The organism is Pseudomonas sp. TUM25319 (genome assembly GCF_056388475.1).
In genome coordinates, this window is sequence record NZ_CM150751.1 from 1,557,277 (window position 1) to 1,573,734 (window position 16,458).

Here is a 16,458-nt window from a genome sequence, read left to right on the forward strand (position 1 = left end):
CTTCTTCTAAGCGGCCCCGAAAGGAGCTAACCTACTGTCCCATATACGGTTTCAAGTCCTTCTTGATTTGCGCGAAAGAATTGACACCGGCACTTTTTTGCCCGGATTTCGAGCGCTCTCCAGCTGTGGGCATTGCCTGATCCGGCGCCATCGCTGGCAAGGCCAGCTCCCACAAGGTGGACTTCCTGCACAGTACCCGTGGGAGCCGGCCTTGCCGGCGATGCGATCTCCCAGGCAATAAAAAAGCCCGCCTGTTGCCAGGCGGGCTTTCGGGTTCAGCGAGCGGGGCTTACGCCGCCTTCGCCGACTGCTGGCTCAGGGAGCGGTTCAGCGCGCTGAACAGCGCCTTGAAGCTGGCGGTGGTGATGTTTTCGTCGATGCCCACGCCGTGGACCGGACGGCCACCGGCAACGCGCAGTTCGATGTACGCCGCGGCCTTGGCATTGGTGCCGGCGCCAATGGCGTGTTCGTTGTAGTCCATGATTTCCACGGATACCGGCAGGCCGGCTACCAGGGCTTCCAGGGCGCCGTTGCCCTTGCCGCGCCAGTGCAGGGTGGTCTCGCCTTCACCGGCGACTTCCACTTCCACGGCGCTGTGGCCGTTTTCTTCCTGCAGGCGATGGCTGACCAGCGCATACGGCGCGTTGGCCTGGAGGTATTCGCGGTGCAGCAGGTTGTAGATTTGCTGGGCGGTCATTTCCAGACCCAGGCGGTCGGTTTCACCCTGGACGACCTGGCTGAACTCGATCTGCATGCGACGTGGCAGGCTGATGCCGTATTCCTGTTCGAGCAGGTAGGTGATACCGCCCTTGCCGGACTGGCTGTTGACGCGGATCACCGCCTCGTAGCTGCGGCCGATGTCGGCCGGGTCGATCGGCAGGTACGGCACTTCCCACAGCGTGCCTTCCTTCTGCTGGGCAAAGCCCTTGCGGATGGCGTCCTGGTGCGAACCGGAAAACGCGGTGTGAACCAGGTCGCCGACATACGGGTGACGCGGGTGCACCGGCAACTGGTTGCACTCTTCGACCACCTTGCGCACGCCGTCGATGTCGGAGAAGTCCAGCTCCGGGTCGATGCCTTGGGTGTAGAGGTTCAGGGCCAGGGTCACCAGGTCGACGTTGCCGGTACGCTCGCCGTTGCCGAACAGGCAGCCTTCGGCGCGGTCGGCACCGGCCATCAGGCCCAGTTCGGTGGCAGCGATGCCGGTGCCACGGTCGTTGTGGCAGTGCAGGCTGATGATCACGCTGTCGCGACGGCTGACGTTGCGGCAGAACCACTCGATCTGGTCGGCGTAGACGTTCGGCGTCGAGACTTCGACGGTGGCCGGCAGGTTGAGGATGATCTTGTGCTCAGGCGTCGGGTTCCACACCTCGATCACCGCGTCGCAGACTTCCTTGGCGAATTCCATTTCAGTGGCGCTGAAGGTTTCCGGCGAGTACTGGAAGGTCCACTGGGTTTCCGGCTGCTGGGCCGCGTATTTGACGAACAGCTTGGCCGCGTTTACCGCGATGTCCTTCACGCCTTGCTTGTCCTGGTTGAAGACGATGCGGCGGAACGACGGGCTGGTGGCGTTATACAGGTGGACGATGGCCTTCTTGGCGCCACGCAGGGACTCGAAGGTGCGCGAGATCAGGTCTTCGCGGGCCTGGGTCAGGACCTGGATGGTGGTGTCGTCCGGGATGTGGCCATCCTCGATGAGGGTACGCACGAAGTCGAAGTCAGTCTGCGACGCAGACGGGAAGGCCGCTTCGATTTCTTTCACGCCAACGCTGACCAGGGTCTTCCAGAAACGCAGTTTCTTCTCCGAGTCCATCGGCTCGATCAGCGACTGGTTGCCGTCGCGCAGGTCGGAGCTGCACCAGATCGGCGCTGCGGTGATGGTCTTCGACGGCCAGGTACGGTCGGGCAAGTCGATGGTCGGGAAGGCACGGTACTTCTTCGAAGGGTCTTTGAGCATGGTCATCAGAGCAATCCTGTTTGATGCGGCCTGGAACGGGCCTGCCGAATACGAATTTTTTGGAGGGGGCGAGGCGACGCGATTCAGCCTGGTAGTCGTGCGCTGACCAGGCAGAGGCTGCGGTGTTGGCGGAGCAGGATGAGGGTTTTGGCGGTTTTCATGCCCTCAACCCTAACCAGTGGGGTGAAAGATGGCAAGCACCTGGGAAAATTTGATAGAAATGTGCGGAAACAGCTTTTTATCGGCATTTAATCGCGCTTCGCAACGAAAAAGACCGCGCCTATTGCGCGGTCTTTTGGATTGGCGCAAGTGCGCCGTCTCGCTTGCCGGTCAGGGCTGGAAGGCGCCGATGAAAATCGCCGGATCCACCCGCGCATCGTTGAGGCTGACGTTCCAGTGCATGTGTGGCCCGGTGGCGCGGCCGGTGGCGCCGACCTTGCCGACCACGGCGCCGCGCGTCAGTACCTGACCGGGCTTCACGTCGATCTTCGACAGGTGGCAGAACATGCTGATGAAGCCCTGGCCATGGTCGACGAACACCGTATTGCCGTTGAAGAAGTAGTTGCCGGTGAGGATCACCTTGCCGTTGGCCGGCGTCTTGATCGGCGTGCCGGCGGGCACGGCGAAGTCCAGGCCGGAATGCGGGTTGCGTTCTTCGCCGTTGAAGAAGCGGCGCACCCCGAAGCGGCTCGACAGCGGGCCGCTGACCGGCTTGTCGAGGATCAGGTTGCTCGGGGTGCCGGGGCTGAAGCTGCGGTAGGCCTTCAGCTGCTCGGCCAGCTCGGCGTCGATGCGCTTGAGATCGGCGGGGTTGGGGTTGACCTGGCGCTGGTTCTTCAGGGTGATGTGCTGCTCCTGGTACTTCTTGCTGCCGACGCTGAAGGTCAGGGTGCGGTTGCCCTGGACCAGGCTGGCGCTGCCGGGTTTCTGGGTCAGCGGGATGCCGACGATGGCCAGCCAGTTGTCCTGCTCCCTCACCACCAGTACCGGTTTGCCGTCGAAGCGGGCGGTCAGCGGCTGGGCCGACGGGCCGAGATCGACCACGGCAACACCACCGGGCACCGGCTTGTTCAACTGGCGGGTGATGTAGCTGGCGTGGGCACTGCTGGCGAAGGTCAGGCACAGCAGGAGCAGCGAGGCGAACAGTCTTGGCATGGGTTCAGTCCAGTAGAGAGAGCGTGACCGGCGTCTGGTGATTGTCTTCGACCCGCACCAGCAATTCGCCTTCGCCCAGGCGGGCCTTCAGGCGCTGGCCGTTCTGGGTCTGGGCGGCGCTGCGGATCGCCTGGCCGCGCTCATCGAGGAGGATGCTGTAGCCGCGGCCGAGGGTCGCCAGCGGGCTGACCACTTCGAGCATCTGCACCTGAGCCTGAAGTTGCTGGCGGCGACCCTTGAGGGTTTCGCGCATGGCCCGTGGCAGGCGCTCGGCGAGGTTGTCGAGACGCTGCTTGAGCAAGGCCAGGGTGCGGCCGGGGTGCTGCGCAGCCAGGCGGGTGTCGAGGCGTGCCAGGCGCTCGCGGCGCTGGTTGAGCCGCTGCTCGAAGGCGCGGCGCAGGCGCATGTCCAGGTCGTCCAGGCGCTGGGCCTGCTGGCGCAGGCGTTCGCCGGGATGACGCAGGCGCCGGGTCAGGCTGTCGAGGCGCAGGCGGTCGTGGGCCAGGCGGCTCTGGATCCGCAGTAGCAGACGGCGTTGCAGGCTTTCGAGGCGGCGTTGCAGGTCGCTGCTGTCCGGCGCCAGCAGCTCGGCAGCGGCTGACGGCGTGGGCGCGCGGACATCGGCGACGAAGTCACTGATGGATACGTCGGTTTCATGGCCGACGGCGCTGACGATGGGCGTCACGCAGGCGGCGATGGCCCGTGCCACCGGTTCTTCGTTGAAGCACCAGAGGTCTTCCAGCGAACCGCCGCCACGGGCCAGGATCAGTGCGTCGAAGCCTTGGGCGTCGGCCTTCTGCAGGGCGCGGACGATCTGCCCGATGGCTTCGCGGCCCTGCACGGCAGTGGGGATCAGGTTCAGCTCCACCTGTGGGGCGCGACGGCGGAACACACTGATGATGTCGCGGATCACCGCGCCGGTAGGCGAGCTGATGATGCCGATGCGCTGGGGATGAGCGGGCAGGGCGCGCTTGCGTTCGGCGGCGAACAGGCCTTCGGCGCCGAGCTTTTCCTTCAGGGCCTCGAAGGCCAGGCGCAGCGCGCCGTCGCCGGCCGGCTCGACGGTGTCGAGGATCAGTTGATAGTCGCCGCGGCCTTCGAACAGCGAAACCTTGCCGCGCACCTTGACCGCCAGTCCATCACGCAACGCCTGGCGCACCCGCGCGGCGTTGTTGCGAAACAGCGCGCAGCGCACCTGGGCGCCGCTGTCCTTGAGGGTGAAATAGACGTGGCCGGAAGCCGGGCGGGCGAGATTGGATATCTCGCCCTCGACCCAGATGCTGCTGAAGACATCTTCCAGCAGCACGCGGGCGCGGCCGTTGAGTTGGCTGACCGTGAGGACTTCACGGTCCAGGCCGAGGCGTTCGAAAGGGTCTCTGATCATGGGGTGGCACTATAAAGGATCGCGAGGCGGGGTGTCGTGCATGTGGCTGAGGAATTGCCTGACCAGCGGCCCGGCATCACGCCGATAGGCGATGGCGACCGTGCTGATGCAACGCGGGTCGGCCAGCGGGATGAAGCGCAGCGAGGCCGGGGCGATGTCCTGCATGCAACGCGGCAACAGGGCAACGCCGAAGCCGGCCTGGATCAGCTGCAACTGAGTGGTCTTGCGCGATACCACTCGCGCCGGTCGGGGGAAGAAACCGGCGGCCATGCACAGCTCCGCCGACAGGTAGCTCAGGCCGCCACGCTGGCGGTGGGGGATGGAGATGAACGGCTCTTCACCCAGGTCCGCCAGGTGCACGCTGTCGTGTCCGGCCAGTGGGTGGCTGTCGGCGACGGCCAGCAACAGCGGCTCTTCGAATAGCGGCTCTACGCACAGGCCCTGGTGCTGGCGCAGGACGGGCAGGCGCAGCAGGCCGATGTCCAGGCGCCCCTCGGCCAGTTCCTCCAGTTGGCCTTCCGAGGACAGCTGGGCGATCTCCATCGACACGCCGGCGTTCTCCCGCAGGTACCCGCCCAGGCGCTGGAGCAGGGTGCCGGTCAGCGGTACGGTGCTGGAATGGCTCAGGCGCAGGCTGCCGCGCAGGCCCTGGCCGACTTCGCGGGCAAGGGTTCCGGCTTTGTCGAGGTCCTGCAGCACCTGTCGGGCCCGAGGCAGGAAGGCTGCGCCAGCAGCGGTCAGGCGCGGCTGGCGGGCGGTGCGCTCGAACAGCGCGGTGTCCAGTTGCTGTTCCAGTTCGCGGATCTGCCGGCTGAGGGCCGACTGGGCGATGTACAGGCGTTCGGCGGCGGCGCTGAAGCTGCCGCTTTCGGCGATCTCGACGAAGTAACGCAGTTGACGTGTGGAAATCATGAGCTATGCCGTTTCGAGATGGCTGATGGCGATATTGCATATTAGTCGGCATGGGTGATGGCTGGGTAAGGTGTCGGAAAAATCCATGAGGTGCTGTCTCGATGTTGTCGGACCTGTTCGCCCAACTGCCGTTTTCGATGATTGACTGGCTGCCGATCCTGCTTGGCGTGGCGGCTGCCTATGTGGTGTTCGGCATTGCCGGGTTCGGTACTGCGCTGGTGGCCGGGCCGGTACTGATCAATTTCATGCCGCTGTCGCGGATCATCCCGCTGCTGGTGCTGCTGGATTTCGTTGCCGCCTTTGGCAACTGGCTGCCGGCGCGCAAGGCGGTGGCCCGGAGCGAACTGCTGCGCTTGCTGCCGTTCATGGCGCTGGGCTGCACGCTGGGGGTGATCTTCCTGCTGCAGCTCAAGGCCGATGTGCTGATGCTGCTGATGGGGCTGTTCGTCACTGCCTACGCGCTGTACAGCCTGGCGGTGAAGGTCAAGCCGGCCAATCTGGCGCCGGCCTGGGCGGTGCCGGCGGGTACGGTGGGTGGGCTGTTCGGCGCGCTGTTCGGCAGCGGCGGCTTTCTGTATGCGCTGTACCTCAATGCCCGCCTGTCTTCCACCGAGCAGGCGCGGGCCACCCAGAGCGCGCTGATCAGTTGCAGCACGGTGGTGCGCCTGAGCCTGTTCCTGGTCGCCGGGGTGTACGCCGACTGGCCGTTGCTGCTGCTCGCCGTGTGCCTGTTGCCGGTGATGTTCCTCGGCCTGCGCATCGGTCGCCGGCTGACCCTGAACATGTCCCGGGAAGCCTTCGTGCGGCTGGTGACCTGGCTGGTGCTGTGCAGCGGCATTGCCCTGATCGGCCGCTACCTCAGTGAGGTAAACTGGGCGCTTTGAGCACCCCGGCTGTTGTCATGATCATCCAGAGCATCATCGTTCCCCGCATGTCCACCATTCCCGTGCACGAAGCCCGTGCGCGGGCCATCCTGCGCTGGCTGGTGCGCGAGAAGATCGTCGAGGAAGGGCTCAGCACCTGCGGCTTCAGCGGCAACCGCATGGGGCACGCCATCGGCGAAGGTGCACGCAAGGTGGTGGAGCGGCCGGAACTGCTGCCGTACGGCAAGCGCATCAACGGCCTGGAAGTCATCACCAAACGCTGCATCTATACGCCGCTGGACGACTTCCTCGAAGAGGCGGGCTGCCCCGAGTGCCGCCAGGAAATAGGCGAGGCACTGTTCGACAGCCTGGAAGAGTGGATGCCGGCGCAGACCGACAACTTCACCTGCCCCGAATGCGGCCATGAAGACGACATCAACGGCTTTCTGTTCCTGCAGCCGTGTGCCTTTTCCAACCTGGGTTTCATCTTCAATGGGTGGGCCGAGGCCGGTTTCCGGCAATCCTTCCTCGACGACTTCGCCGACTGGCTGGATCAGCCGGTGGCGGTGGTGCGGGTGAAGCGTTCGGGCAACTGACCGAAGGCCCATCTTTACATTGAGCGAACTGGCGCGCATGAGTATAATGGCGCGCTTCCATTTTTCCCGCCCGGGAGCCCCCGCGATGCTGCGTATCAGCCAAGAAGCCCTGACCTTCGACGACATTCTCCTTGTACCTGGCTATTCCGAGGTACTTCCCAACGAAGTCAGTCTCAAGACCCGTTTGACCCGTGGCATCGAGCTGAACATTCCGTTGGTTTCCGCCGCCATGGATACCGTGACCGAAGCCCGCCTGGCCATCGCCATGGCACAGGAAGGCGGCATCGGCATCATCCACAAGAACATGACCGTCGAGCAACAGGCCAGCGAAGTGCGCAAGGTCAAGAAGTTCGAGGCCGGCGTGGTCAAGGACCCGATCACCATCGACGCCGACGCCACCGTGCGCGACCTGTTCGAGCTGACCCGCCTGAACAACATCTCCGGCGTACCGGTGCTGCACAACGGCGACCTGGTCGGTATCGTCACCTCCCGTGACGTGCGTTTCGAATCCCGTCTGGACGCCACCGTGCGCGAAGTGATGACGCCCAAAGAGCGTCTGGTCACCGTCCGGGAAGGCGCCGACAAGAACGAAGTCCGCGAGCTGCTGCACAAGCATCGCCTGGAAAAAGTCCTGATCGTCGATGCCGACTTCAACCTGAAGGGCATGATGACCGTCAAGGACATCGAAAAAGCCAAGGCCTACCCGCTGGCCAGCAAGGACGACCAGGGTCGTCTGCGCGTCGGCGCCGCCGTCGGTACCGGCAAGGACACCGCCGAGCGCGTTGCGGCCCTGGTCGCTGCAGGCGTTGACGTGGTGGTGGTCGACACCGCCCACGGTCACTCCAAGGGCGTGATCGACCGCGTTCGCTGGGTCAAGGAAAACTTCCCGCAAGTGCAGGTGATCGGCGGCAACATCGCCACCGGCGCCGCCGCCAAGGCCCTGGCTGAAGCCGGCGCCGACGCGGTTAAGGTCGGTATCGGCCCGGGCTCGATCTGCACCACCCGTATCGTCGCCGGTGTCGGCGTGCCGCAGATCAGCGCCATCGCCAACGTTGCCGAAGCCCTCGAAGGCACCGGCGTCCCGCTGATCGCCGACGGCGGCATCCGCTTCTCCGGTGACCTGTCCAAGGCCATCGTCGCTGGCGCCTCGTGCGTGATGATGGGCTCGATGTTCGCCGGTACCGAAGAAGCACCGGGCGAAGTCGAACTGTTCCAGGGCCGTTCCTACAAGGCATACCGCGGCATGGGCTCGTTGGGCGCCATGGCTCAGGCCCAGGGCTCCTCGGACCGTTACTTCCAGGACTCCTCGGCCGGCGCCGAGAAACTGGTTCCGGAAGGCATCGAAGGCCGCGTTCCCTACAAGGGCGCACTGGCCGCGATCATCCACCAGCTGATGGGCGGCCTGCGCTCCTCGATGGGCTACACCGGTAGCGCCAACATCGAAGAGATGCGCACCAAGCCCGAGTTCGTGCGCATCACCGGTGCCGGCATGGCCGAGTCCCACGTGCATGACGTACAGATCACCAAGGAAGCGCCAAACTACCGGGTCGGCTGACGCCTCCAGCGGCAAGTTACAAGCTTTCAGCTTCAAGCGGTAGTTGCCCCGCAGCAACTACCGCGTTCCCCCCAGATCAACTTGCAGCTTGCGACTTGAAGCTTGCAGCTGCATCAGAGATTGAGTCATGGCCCTCGACATTCACGCTCACCGTATCCTGATTCTCGACTTCGGTTCCCAGTACACCCAGCTGATTGCCCGCCGCGTGCGCGAAATCGGCGTGTACTGCGAACTGCACCCGTTCGACATGGACGATGAAGCGATCCGCGCCTTCAACCCGCGCGGGATCATCCTCGCCGGCGGCCCCGAGTCCGTCCACGAAGCCAACAGCCCGCGCGCGCCGCAGGCGGTGTTCGACCTGAACGTACCGGTACTGGGCATCTGCTACGGCATGCAGACCATGGCCGAGCAGATGGGCGGCAAGGTTGAAGGTTCCGACCTGCGCGAATTCGGTTATGCCCGCGTTGACGTGGTCGGCAAGAGCCGCCTGCTCGACGGCATCGAAGACCATGTCGACGACGACGGCGTTCTCGGCCTGGACGTGTGGATGAGCCACGGTGACAAGGTCACCCGCATGCCGCAGGACTTCCACGTACTGGCCAGCACCCCGAGCTGCCCGATCGCCGGCATGTTCGACGACGCCCGCGGCTACTACGGCGTGCAGTTCCACCCGGAAGTGACCCACACCAAGCAGGGCGGTCGCATCCTGTCCCGCTTCATCCTCGACATCTGTGGCTGCGAAGCCCTGTGGACCGCCTCCAACATCGTCGAGGACGCCATCGCTCAGGTTCGCGAGCAGGTCGGTTCGGCCAACGTGCTGCTGGGCCTGTCCGGCGGTGTCGACTCCTCGGTAGTTGCCGCGCTGCTGCACCGCGCCATCGGCGACCAGCTGACCTGCGTCTTCGTCGACAACGGCCTGCTGCGCCTGCACGAAGGTGACCAGGTCATGGCCATGTTCAAGGAGAACATGGGCGTCAAGGTCATCCGCGCCGATGCCGAAGCCCAGTTCCTCGGCAACCTGGCCGGCGAAAGCGATCCGGAGAAGAAGCGCAAGATCATCGGTCGCACTTTCATCGACGTGTTCGATGCCGAAGCCAGCAAACTGGAAAACATCCAGTTCCTCGCCCAAGGCACCATCTACCCCGACGTGATCGAGTCGGCTGGCGCCAAGAGCGGCAAGGCCCACGTGATCAAGTCCCACCACAACGTCGGTGGCCTGCCTGAGGAAATGAACCTCAAGCTGGTCGAGCCGCTGCGTGAGCTGTTCAAGGACGAAGTGCGCAAGATCGGCCTGGAGCTGGGCCTGCCGTACGACATGGTCTACCGCCACCCGTTCCCGGGCCCGGGCCTGGGCGTGCGCATCCTCGGCGAAGTGAAGAAGGAATACGCCGACCTGCTGCGTCGTGCCGACCACATCTTCATCGAAGAACTGCGCAAAGCCGACTGGTACCACAAGACCAGCCAGGCCTTCGTGGTGTTCCAGCCGGTGAAATCGGTGGGGGTGGTCGGTGATGGCCGTCGCTACGCCTGGGTCGTGGCACTGCGTGCCGTCGAGACTGTGGACTTCATGACCGCACGCTGGGCGCACCTGCCGTACGAGCTGCTGGAAACCGTCAGCGGCCGGATCATCAACGAGATCGAAGGTATCTCGCGGGTGACCTACGACGTGTCGAGCAAGCCGCCGGCGACGATCGAGTGGGAATGATGTGAAACAAGGGCGCCTCCGGGTGCCCTTTTTCATGGGCTGATGTATCCCGGTTCAACCCGCCGGGCCGGCTGGCCAAAGTATTGCCTCCACCCACACGGAGGCTTATCCATGGACTCTTCTCCTGCTCTCGAGCAACTGCGCGGCAAGCTCGAAGCCCTGGCTGCGCAGACCGTCGACACCCTGCCCAACCTGCATGACAAGGCCCATGCGGCGGCGGTGGGAATACTGCGCAGCATGGACATCAGCGATGACCCGGATCTGATCTGGTGGCATCGCTTCAAGTGGTCGGCCACCAGTTCGCTGACCTTCACCGGCTTTCGTCATGGCGGCGTGCCGGTCGAAAGCATGACCTTCACCCAATTGCTGGTGCGCCGTTTCAACGCCCACGACCAGGACAACTCGGACCTACTGAACAGCAACAGTGGTTTCTACCGCGACGGTCCGCAGGCGCAGTCCTATGACGAGCGCAACGAGATCCGCCTGTTGCCGCAAAAGGTCTTGTATGCGCTGTGGGATGTCGATTTCGCCGCACAGTACCGCCAGCAACTGAGTGCGTATTGGCAAACCGACCACGGTGAAGTGCGCACGTCGATCCGTATCATGGCCCTGGCATCGGCCGTTTCCGCCTGTGCCAACGGACAACTGACGCCCGCGCAGTTGCAAGGCGTCTTCGACGGCCTGGGCGTCGACCAGCCACTGGCGTTGACGCTCGCTGAACTGGAGAGCGTGCGACCGCCGCTGCGCGGGGTGTGCTTTGGTGCGGTGAGTGTGCTGGGCGTCGATCTGGTCAATGTTTTCTGCCTGTGGCTGCCTGCGGGCGGCCTGGTCCTGTATCTGGCGGGGCAGGAGCGAGCTTTCGAGTATTTTGCCGATGAGGCGTCGTTGTGTGCCTGGCTGCATGGCCAACTGGCGGACGAGGCCCTGCGCCTGCGCTTGCTCGGGCATGCCGGCATGGTCGCTGCCGAAAAGAGCGAAAGCCTTCTGCATCAGTTCGTCCAGTGGGCCGCCAGGCCGTTGGCCGAATTCGTCGCTCAGGTGCGTTTGCGCCGGATGCAGGGCGACAGTTGCGCCTGGCTGACCCGCCAGGTGCAGTTGCAGATGTTCGGGCAGGCCGACCTGTTGTTGCATTCCAACGCCGAGCTTCGCCAACAGATGTGGATCGGTTACCTGCGCGTCGGCCTGCGTCTGGCCTCGCCGTTTCTTCCCATGGGCTGGCCGTTGGCGGTAGTGGCGGTCATTGCCGGGATCGCCGAACTCGGGCTGAACGTCAACCAGGCTGTCAACGCCCATGACCCCGGCGAACGCAGGGCCGGCATCGTCAATGCGATCACTGGCGCGATCGCCTTGTTGCTCAATGCATTGCTGCTGATTCCGTTGGTCCGGGCGCCCGCGTCGGCCCTCAAGCGGGTGCAGGCGCCGCTGGTGGTTCCAAGGCAGGCGCCGCTGCTGGCGGACGCCCGCGGAGTGCTGACAACGGACAGTGGGCAATTCATTCGAATGAATGGCGGGCTCTATGCCGTGCGCTACGACGAGCGCCTGGCTTGCTGGCTGGTGGTCGACCCCGAGCGGCCATTCTCGTTCTACGGCAACTATCCGGTCAGGTTGAACCAGGCCCTGGAGTGGGAGCAGGTCGACGGTGCCTGCGTACGCGGTGGTGGCCCTTGCTTCAGCCGTGTCGCGCCGGCGCCGCGTGTGGTGCTCGACTACGGCGAATTCGATGTGCCGGTCGGTGAGTATGAAGTACCGCCGACGGCCCGCGAGGCCGTCAGGGAACTGCTCGGCGCACAGTTTCGGCGGGCGCTGGGCGGCGACTTCTACGACCCGGCGTTTCATCTGAATCCGGTGCTCGAAAGTCTGCTGCGTCTGCGCGCGGGGCTGATCGAGGATGCCACCCGCTTCATCGACGAAATGCCCGGCATACCGGCACGCAGCGCCTTGTTTGCCCCTGATCCGGAACTGCCCGCCGACGTCGCGTTCCGGCGGATGTTCGACAATGCGCCCGGTGTGGTGATCGGCGAGTCTCACCAGTCCATCGCGAGCAAGCGCTTTCTGATGGAGAACCTGCCGGCGCTGGCGCGGCGCGGCGTCGACACGTTCTATCTGGAGCACCTGATGAGTGACCTGCATCAGCTCGAACTGGACCAGTTCGCCACCGGCGGGCGAATGCCGGCGTCGCTGCAGGACTACCTGCGTGACCTCGACCTGGGCCACCGCACCGACCCTCGGGGCCAGTACACCTTCACCCGCCTGGTCCAGGCTGCACAAGCCAACGGCATCAGGGTGGTGGCGCTGGATTGTGCGGCGAGCTATCGCCTCGACGGGCTGGAGCACCTGGGCGGGACGCTACGCCATCGTCTGTTCAGTGCCTTTGCCAGCCGCCAGATCGGCTTGAACCAGGCCGCGCCGGGCAGCGGCAAGTGGGTTGCGCTGGTCGGCGACAGCCATGTCAGCACTTACAAGGGCGTGCCTGGCCTGGCGCAACTGACCGATGTGACCGGCCTGCGCATTGTCGATGCCGGGGCGGGCCAGGCCACCAACATGACCCTGGACCCTGGCGAATACTATCTGCCGTCGATGGGCAAACCGGACGGTGTGGTACGTGCCGACTGGCGCCTGGCAGTGCAGACGCGTGCCGAACCCTTTGAGTACCTCGATCCGTCGCTGGCGCCACCGGGGGTGTTTCAGCCATAGCTGCCATACGTCGGCGGGGCGGCATACAACCGTCATTCAGTAATGCTAAGTTACATCGGCGTGTGGGCAGGGGCCAGGATGACCCTCCAGCTCCCGCCGCACCTCTTGTGGCGCTTCTGCCGCAATTCTCGTCGCGTTTCCTGCAACACCGCAGCCCGCCAGGCTGGCGCCGGAGAGCGTCACCGGGGCCGGGCTGCCGATCGACATGCCCTGCGATGCTGAATGTCATTTCAGAGACCCTACCTACGGACAGAAAGGAATCATCATGTCGGAACGTCATCACTTCGGTTGTGCCTGCTGCAGTGCCCACATGCTGCCGGCTTACGAGCACGATCATCAGGACTGGCAAAACCTGCTGGCGGGCGCGGCTCCGCAACCGGGCTCCAGAGGCCCGCAACAGGCCGTGATCTTTCATGGCGGCAACATCTATCCCGACCCCGAGCATCCCGACCAGACCGTCGAAGCACTTGGCATCGCCAACGGCGAAGTCATCGCCAGCGGCGACCTGACTTACGTGCGCGATGTCATGACCGGGTTCGGCCCGGTCGAGCGTCCGCTGTCGGCCGGCGAGACGCTGCTGCCTGGCTTGATCGACCCCCACGCACACCTGCTGTCGACGGCGATCATCAGCAGTTGGACGGACCTCTCGGCACTCGACGGGCAGAACCTGAACACCGGCTATGACATCAAGGAAATCGAGACCCGGCTGCGTACAGCCGTCACCGACGCCTTGGCGAAAACCCCGCCCCAGGCCTGGGTGCGCGGTTATGGCATCGACCCGTCGCTGATGACCGAATGGACCGATATCGATGCCAGATTCCTCGACGGTATCAGTACCGAGGTCAAGATCTTCCTGCTCAATGCCTCCGGTCACATCAGCTACGCCAACACTCCTGCTCTGCAGGCGGCCGGTCTCGACAAGCAGTTCCCGGACGGGGTGCTGACCGAGGACCAGTCCCAGGCCATGCTGGGCGTGATGCCTCCGGTGACCGACGCGCAGATCCTCGAAGGCCTGCAGACGGTGTTCCGCGAGGCGAACGAGCGCGGTATCACCACCGTGTTCGATGCCAGCATCGGGTTGTTCCAGGGGCCGAAGGAAGTCACTCTGATGAAGGCCCTGGCGCAAACCCCAACGATGACGGTCCGTGTCGGCGGTGCGCTGTATGGCAACAGCAATGACCTGATGACCTGGGTCAACTGCTACCAGCCCGAGCTGTCCAGCGATGCCAACAGCCTGTTCACCCTGCGTGCGATCAAGCTGATCGCTGACGGCTCCAACCAGGGCCTGACCGGGCTGCAGAGCGTGCCGTATCAATGCTGCGAAGAGCACAGTGTGCCGGGCGTCGGCGCCTATGGCCTGTTCAACTTCGATCCGGTGAGGAAACTGGCGGACGTGATGGCCGTGGTAACCAGCGCCGGCTGGCCGATTCTGACCCATGCCAACGGCGACGAGGCCATCAGCAACGTGCTGGCTGCCTACCAGACCGCGCTGAGCAAGGTACCCCCGCCGCCGGCGCCGAAGCGTCCGTTCCCCACCGAGCCGGCCTGGGCTGCCCAGCGCCACCGCATCGAGCACTGCTCGCTGCTCCATGACGATGCGATCGGCCTGATGAAGCGGATGGCGATTTCGCCGAGCTTCCTGATCGGACACGTCGGCTACTGGGGTAACGCGTTCAAGGAAACCATCCTCGGTACCGAGCGTGCGGACCTGCTGGACCGTTGCGCATCGTCGTTGAAGGCGGGTTTGCGCATCAGCCTGCACAGCGACCGTTTCGTCACGCCGTTCGGGCCGCTGCGCTACATGGAACAGGCTGTTGGCCGCGTGATGGAAGCCTTGAAGCACGCGCCCAAGGGCGTCAACCGGGTGCTCAACGAACACGAATGCATCGACGTCCGTCAGGCGCTGCGGGCGGTGACCATCGATGCGGCGTGGCAATGCCACCTCGATCATCAGATCGGTTCGCTGCTCGAGGGCAAGCAGGCCGACCTGGTGATTCTGGGGAAAGACCCGTTGCAGTGGACCGATCCGTCCGCAGCGGGCATGCGTGACATCCCGGTACTGGAGACCTGGGTGAACGGCAGCAAGGTGCATTCGGTCCTGCTGTAACGACCTGTGCTTCCACTACTTCGGCGCCGTCATGGCGCCGAAGTGCTTCATTCCTCGCCGAACAGCGGATTACCCCGCAGCCGCGACACTGCCATATCGACGAATGCCCTGACCTTGGCCGGCGCCTGGCGTCCTTCCGGGTACACCAGATGGATCGGCAGCGGCGGCTCCTCGAATGCTTCCAGCACCACCTGCAATTCCCCTGCGAGCAACGCCGCCCCGATCTGGTAGTGCAGCACCCGGGTCAGGCCCCAGCCCGAGCGGGCGGTGTCGATCACGGCCTGGTTGGTGTTGCACTGCAAGGCCGGGTCGATGCTGATGCGCTGGCCACCGGCGAAGCGCCATTCCGGCGAAGCCCAGGAACTGTTGGAGGCGACGATGCGGTGCTGCCTGAGGTCGGCGGGGGAGGCGGGAACGCCGTGGGTCTCGAAGTAGCGCGGCGACCCGCAGATGACATGGCGCACAGCGCCCACACGCACCGCCGTCAGTCCCGAGTCCGCCAGGTGGCCGATGCGCAGGGCAAGGTCCAGGCCCTCCTCGACGATGTTGACCTGACGATCGATGAACAGCGTCCGTGCGTGCATGGCAGGGTAGGTGTCGAGGTATTCGGTGACGATCGGCAGCACATGCATCTGCCCGAACAGGATCGGTGCAGTGATGGCCAGGGTCCCGGAGGGTTCGCGGTAATGCCCGGCTGCCGCGGCTTCGGCGTCGGCGATATCGCCCAGGATGCGCCGGCAGTCCGCCAGGTAATGCGTGCCGGCTTCGGTGGTCTTCACCGAGCGGGTGGTGCGCACCAGCAGGCGCGCGCCCACCAGGTCCTCCAGCGCGGCGACGATGCGCGTGACCGCCGGCGCGCTCATGTGCATCAGCCGGGCGGTTTTGGCGAAGCTCTCGGTCTCGGCGACCTTGACGAAGACGCGCATCGCCAGCCAACGATCCATACCGGTGTTCTTCCTTCGCGTTAAGGGCAGGTCATGGACGTCTCCGGTGAGTCCCGGAGCGCCCTCGGGGTGCCCGGGATTATGTGCCATTTTGCGAATCCTTCCAGATCGTTGTTCAGAAGCCGAAGTGGCTCAGGCCCGGGTGATCGTCCGGACGGCGGCCCAGGGGCCAGCGGAACTGGCGCTGCGCCTCGCTGATCGGGTGTTCGTTGATGCTGGCGTGACGTGCCTGCATCAGGCCGTCCTCGGCGAACTCCCAGTTCTCGTTGCCGTAGGCGCGGAACCACTGGCCGCTGTCGTCGCGGTACTCGTAGGCGTAGCGCACGGCGATGCGGTTGCCGGTGAAGGCCCACAGCTCCTTGATCAGGCGGTAGTCCAGTTCGCGGTTCCACTTGCGGGTGAGAAACGCCTCGGCTTCGGCGCGGTTGCTGACGAACTCGGCACGGTTGCGCCAGCGGGTGTCGAGGGTGTAGGCCAGGGCCACCCGCGCCGGGTCACGGCTGTTCCAGCCATCTTCGGCGAGGCGGACTTTCTCGAGGGCGCTCTGTTCGGTGAACGGGGGCAGTGGTGGGCGTGACATGGCAAT

The 16,458-nt window shown here is 64.6% G+C and carries 12 protein-coding genes; 6 read left to right on the forward strand and 6 right to left on the reverse strand.

What is annotated here, in order from left to right:
• Positions 1-289 precede the first annotated feature (289 nt).
• The 4 genes from leuA to AC05QJ_RS07205 all read right to left on the reverse strand — a co-directional run bounded on the left by leuA (position 290) and on the right by AC05QJ_RS07205 (position 5,408).
• Complete coding sequence (gene leuA / locus AC05QJ_RS07190) at positions 290-1,963, reverse strand: 2-isopropylmalate synthase (protein ID WP_476746216.1); 1,674 nt, start codon at positions 1,961-1,963, stop codon at positions 290-292.
• Positions 1,964-2,287: 324 nt separating this feature from the next.
• Positions 2,288-3,112 (reverse strand): peptidoglycan DD-metalloendopeptidase family protein, encoded by an 825-nt coding sequence (locus AC05QJ_RS07195; RefSeq protein ID WP_476746217.1) that lies wholly within the window; start codon positions 3,110-3,112, stop codon positions 2,288-2,290.
• 4 nt (positions 3,113-3,116) lie between these two features.
• Positions 3,117-4,496, reverse strand: coding sequence for an exodeoxyribonuclease VII large subunit (gene xseA / locus AC05QJ_RS07200; protein WP_476746218.1), 1,380 nt, complete (start codon positions 4,494-4,496; stop codon positions 3,117-3,119).
• Positions 4,497-4,505: 9 nt separating this feature from the next.
• Entirely contained in the window at positions 4,506-5,408 is a 903-nt protein-coding gene (locus tag AC05QJ_RS07205) for a LysR family transcriptional regulator (protein ID WP_476746219.1), read from the reverse strand.
• 113 nt (positions 5,409-5,521) lie between these two features.
• On the opposite strand from AC05QJ_RS07205, the gene AC05QJ_RS07210 reads away from it, so the two are divergent.
• From AC05QJ_RS07210 to AC05QJ_RS07235, 6 genes are all read left to right on the forward strand, one after another.
• Positions 5,522-6,292 (forward strand): sulfite exporter TauE/SafE family protein, encoded by a 771-nt coding sequence (locus AC05QJ_RS07210; protein ID WP_476747886.1) that lies wholly within the window; start codon positions 5,522-5,524, stop codon positions 6,290-6,292.
• A 17-nt stretch (positions 6,293-6,309) separates the two neighbouring features.
• On the forward strand, positions 6,310-6,867 hold the full coding sequence (locus AC05QJ_RS07215) for a sugar ABC transporter ATPase (protein WP_476746220.1): 558 nt from the start codon (positions 6,310-6,312) through the stop codon (positions 6,865-6,867).
• Positions 6,868-6,952: 85 nt separating this feature from the next.
• Complete coding sequence (gene guaB, locus AC05QJ_RS07220) at positions 6,953-8,422, forward strand: IMP dehydrogenase (RefSeq protein ID WP_476746221.1); 1,470 nt, start codon at positions 6,953-6,955, stop codon at positions 8,420-8,422.
• 127 nt (positions 8,423-8,549) lie between these two features.
• Positions 8,550-10,127, forward strand: a complete 1,578-nt coding sequence (gene guaA, locus AC05QJ_RS07225) for a glutamine-hydrolyzing GMP synthase (RefSeq protein ID WP_064301686.1) — start codon at positions 8,550-8,552, stop codon at positions 10,125-10,127.
• Positions 10,128-10,238: 111 nt separating this feature from the next.
• Positions 10,239-12,821, forward strand: coding sequence for a membrane-targeted effector domain-containing toxin (locus AC05QJ_RS07230; RefSeq protein WP_476746222.1), 2,583 nt, complete (start codon positions 10,239-10,241; stop codon positions 12,819-12,821).
• Positions 12,822-13,086: 265 nt separating this feature from the next.
• On the forward strand, positions 13,087-14,928 hold the full coding sequence (locus tag AC05QJ_RS07235; RefSeq protein WP_476746223.1) for an amidohydrolase: 1,842 nt from the start codon (positions 13,087-13,089) through the stop codon (positions 14,926-14,928).
• Between the two features lie 47 nt (positions 14,929-14,975).
• Here the strand turns inward: AC05QJ_RS07235 and AC05QJ_RS07240 are convergent, their stop codons facing one another.
• Positions 14,976-15,872: a LysR family transcriptional regulator gene (locus AC05QJ_RS07240; protein ID WP_476746224.1), complete on the reverse strand. Its 897-nt coding sequence runs from the start codon at positions 15,870-15,872 to the stop codon at positions 14,976-14,978.
• A 115-nt stretch (positions 15,873-15,987) separates the two neighbouring features.
• Positions 15,988-16,452: a nuclear transport factor 2 family protein gene (locus AC05QJ_RS07245; protein WP_476746225.1), complete on the reverse strand. Its 465-nt coding sequence runs from the start codon at positions 16,450-16,452 to the stop codon at positions 15,988-15,990.
• Positions 16,453-16,458 lie beyond the last annotated feature (6 nt).

Excerpts from the sequence above, each read along its gene's own strand:
- leuA (WP_476746216.1), bottom strand. The coding sequence starts at position 1,963 with ATGACCATGCTCAAAGACCCTTCGAAGAAGTACCGTGCCTTCCCGACC.
- AC05QJ_RS07195 (WP_476746217.1), bottom strand. The coding sequence starts at position 3,112 with ATGCCAAGACTGTTCGCCTCGCTGCTCCTGCTGTGCCTGACCTTCGCC.
- xseA (WP_476746218.1), bottom strand. The coding sequence starts at position 4,496 with ATGATCAGAGACCCTTTCGAACGCCTCGGCCTGGACCGTGAAGTCCTC.
- AC05QJ_RS07205 (WP_476746219.1), bottom strand. The coding sequence starts at position 5,408 with ATGATTTCCACACGTCAACTGCGTTACTTCGTCGAGATCGCCGAAAGC.
- AC05QJ_RS07215 (WP_476746220.1), top strand. The coding sequence starts at position 6,310 with ATGATCATCCAGAGCATCATCGTTCCCCGCATGTCCACCATTCCCGTG.
- guaB (WP_476746221.1), top strand. The coding sequence starts at position 6,953 with ATGCTGCGTATCAGCCAAGAAGCCCTGACCTTCGACGACATTCTCCTT.
- guaA (WP_064301686.1), top strand. The coding sequence starts at position 8,550 with ATGGCCCTCGACATTCACGCTCACCGTATCCTGATTCTCGACTTCGGT.
- AC05QJ_RS07230 (WP_476746222.1), top strand. The coding sequence starts at position 10,239 with ATGGACTCTTCTCCTGCTCTCGAGCAACTGCGCGGCAAGCTCGAAGCC.
- AC05QJ_RS07235 (WP_476746223.1), top strand. The coding sequence starts at position 13,087 with ATGTCGGAACGTCATCACTTCGGTTGTGCCTGCTGCAGTGCCCACATG.
- AC05QJ_RS07240 (WP_476746224.1), bottom strand. The coding sequence starts at position 15,872 with ATGGATCGTTGGCTGGCGATGCGCGTCTTCGTCAAGGTCGCCGAGACC.
- AC05QJ_RS07245 (WP_476746225.1), bottom strand. The coding sequence starts at position 16,452 with ATGTCACGCCCACCACTGCCCCCGTTCACCGAACAGAGCGCCCTCGAG.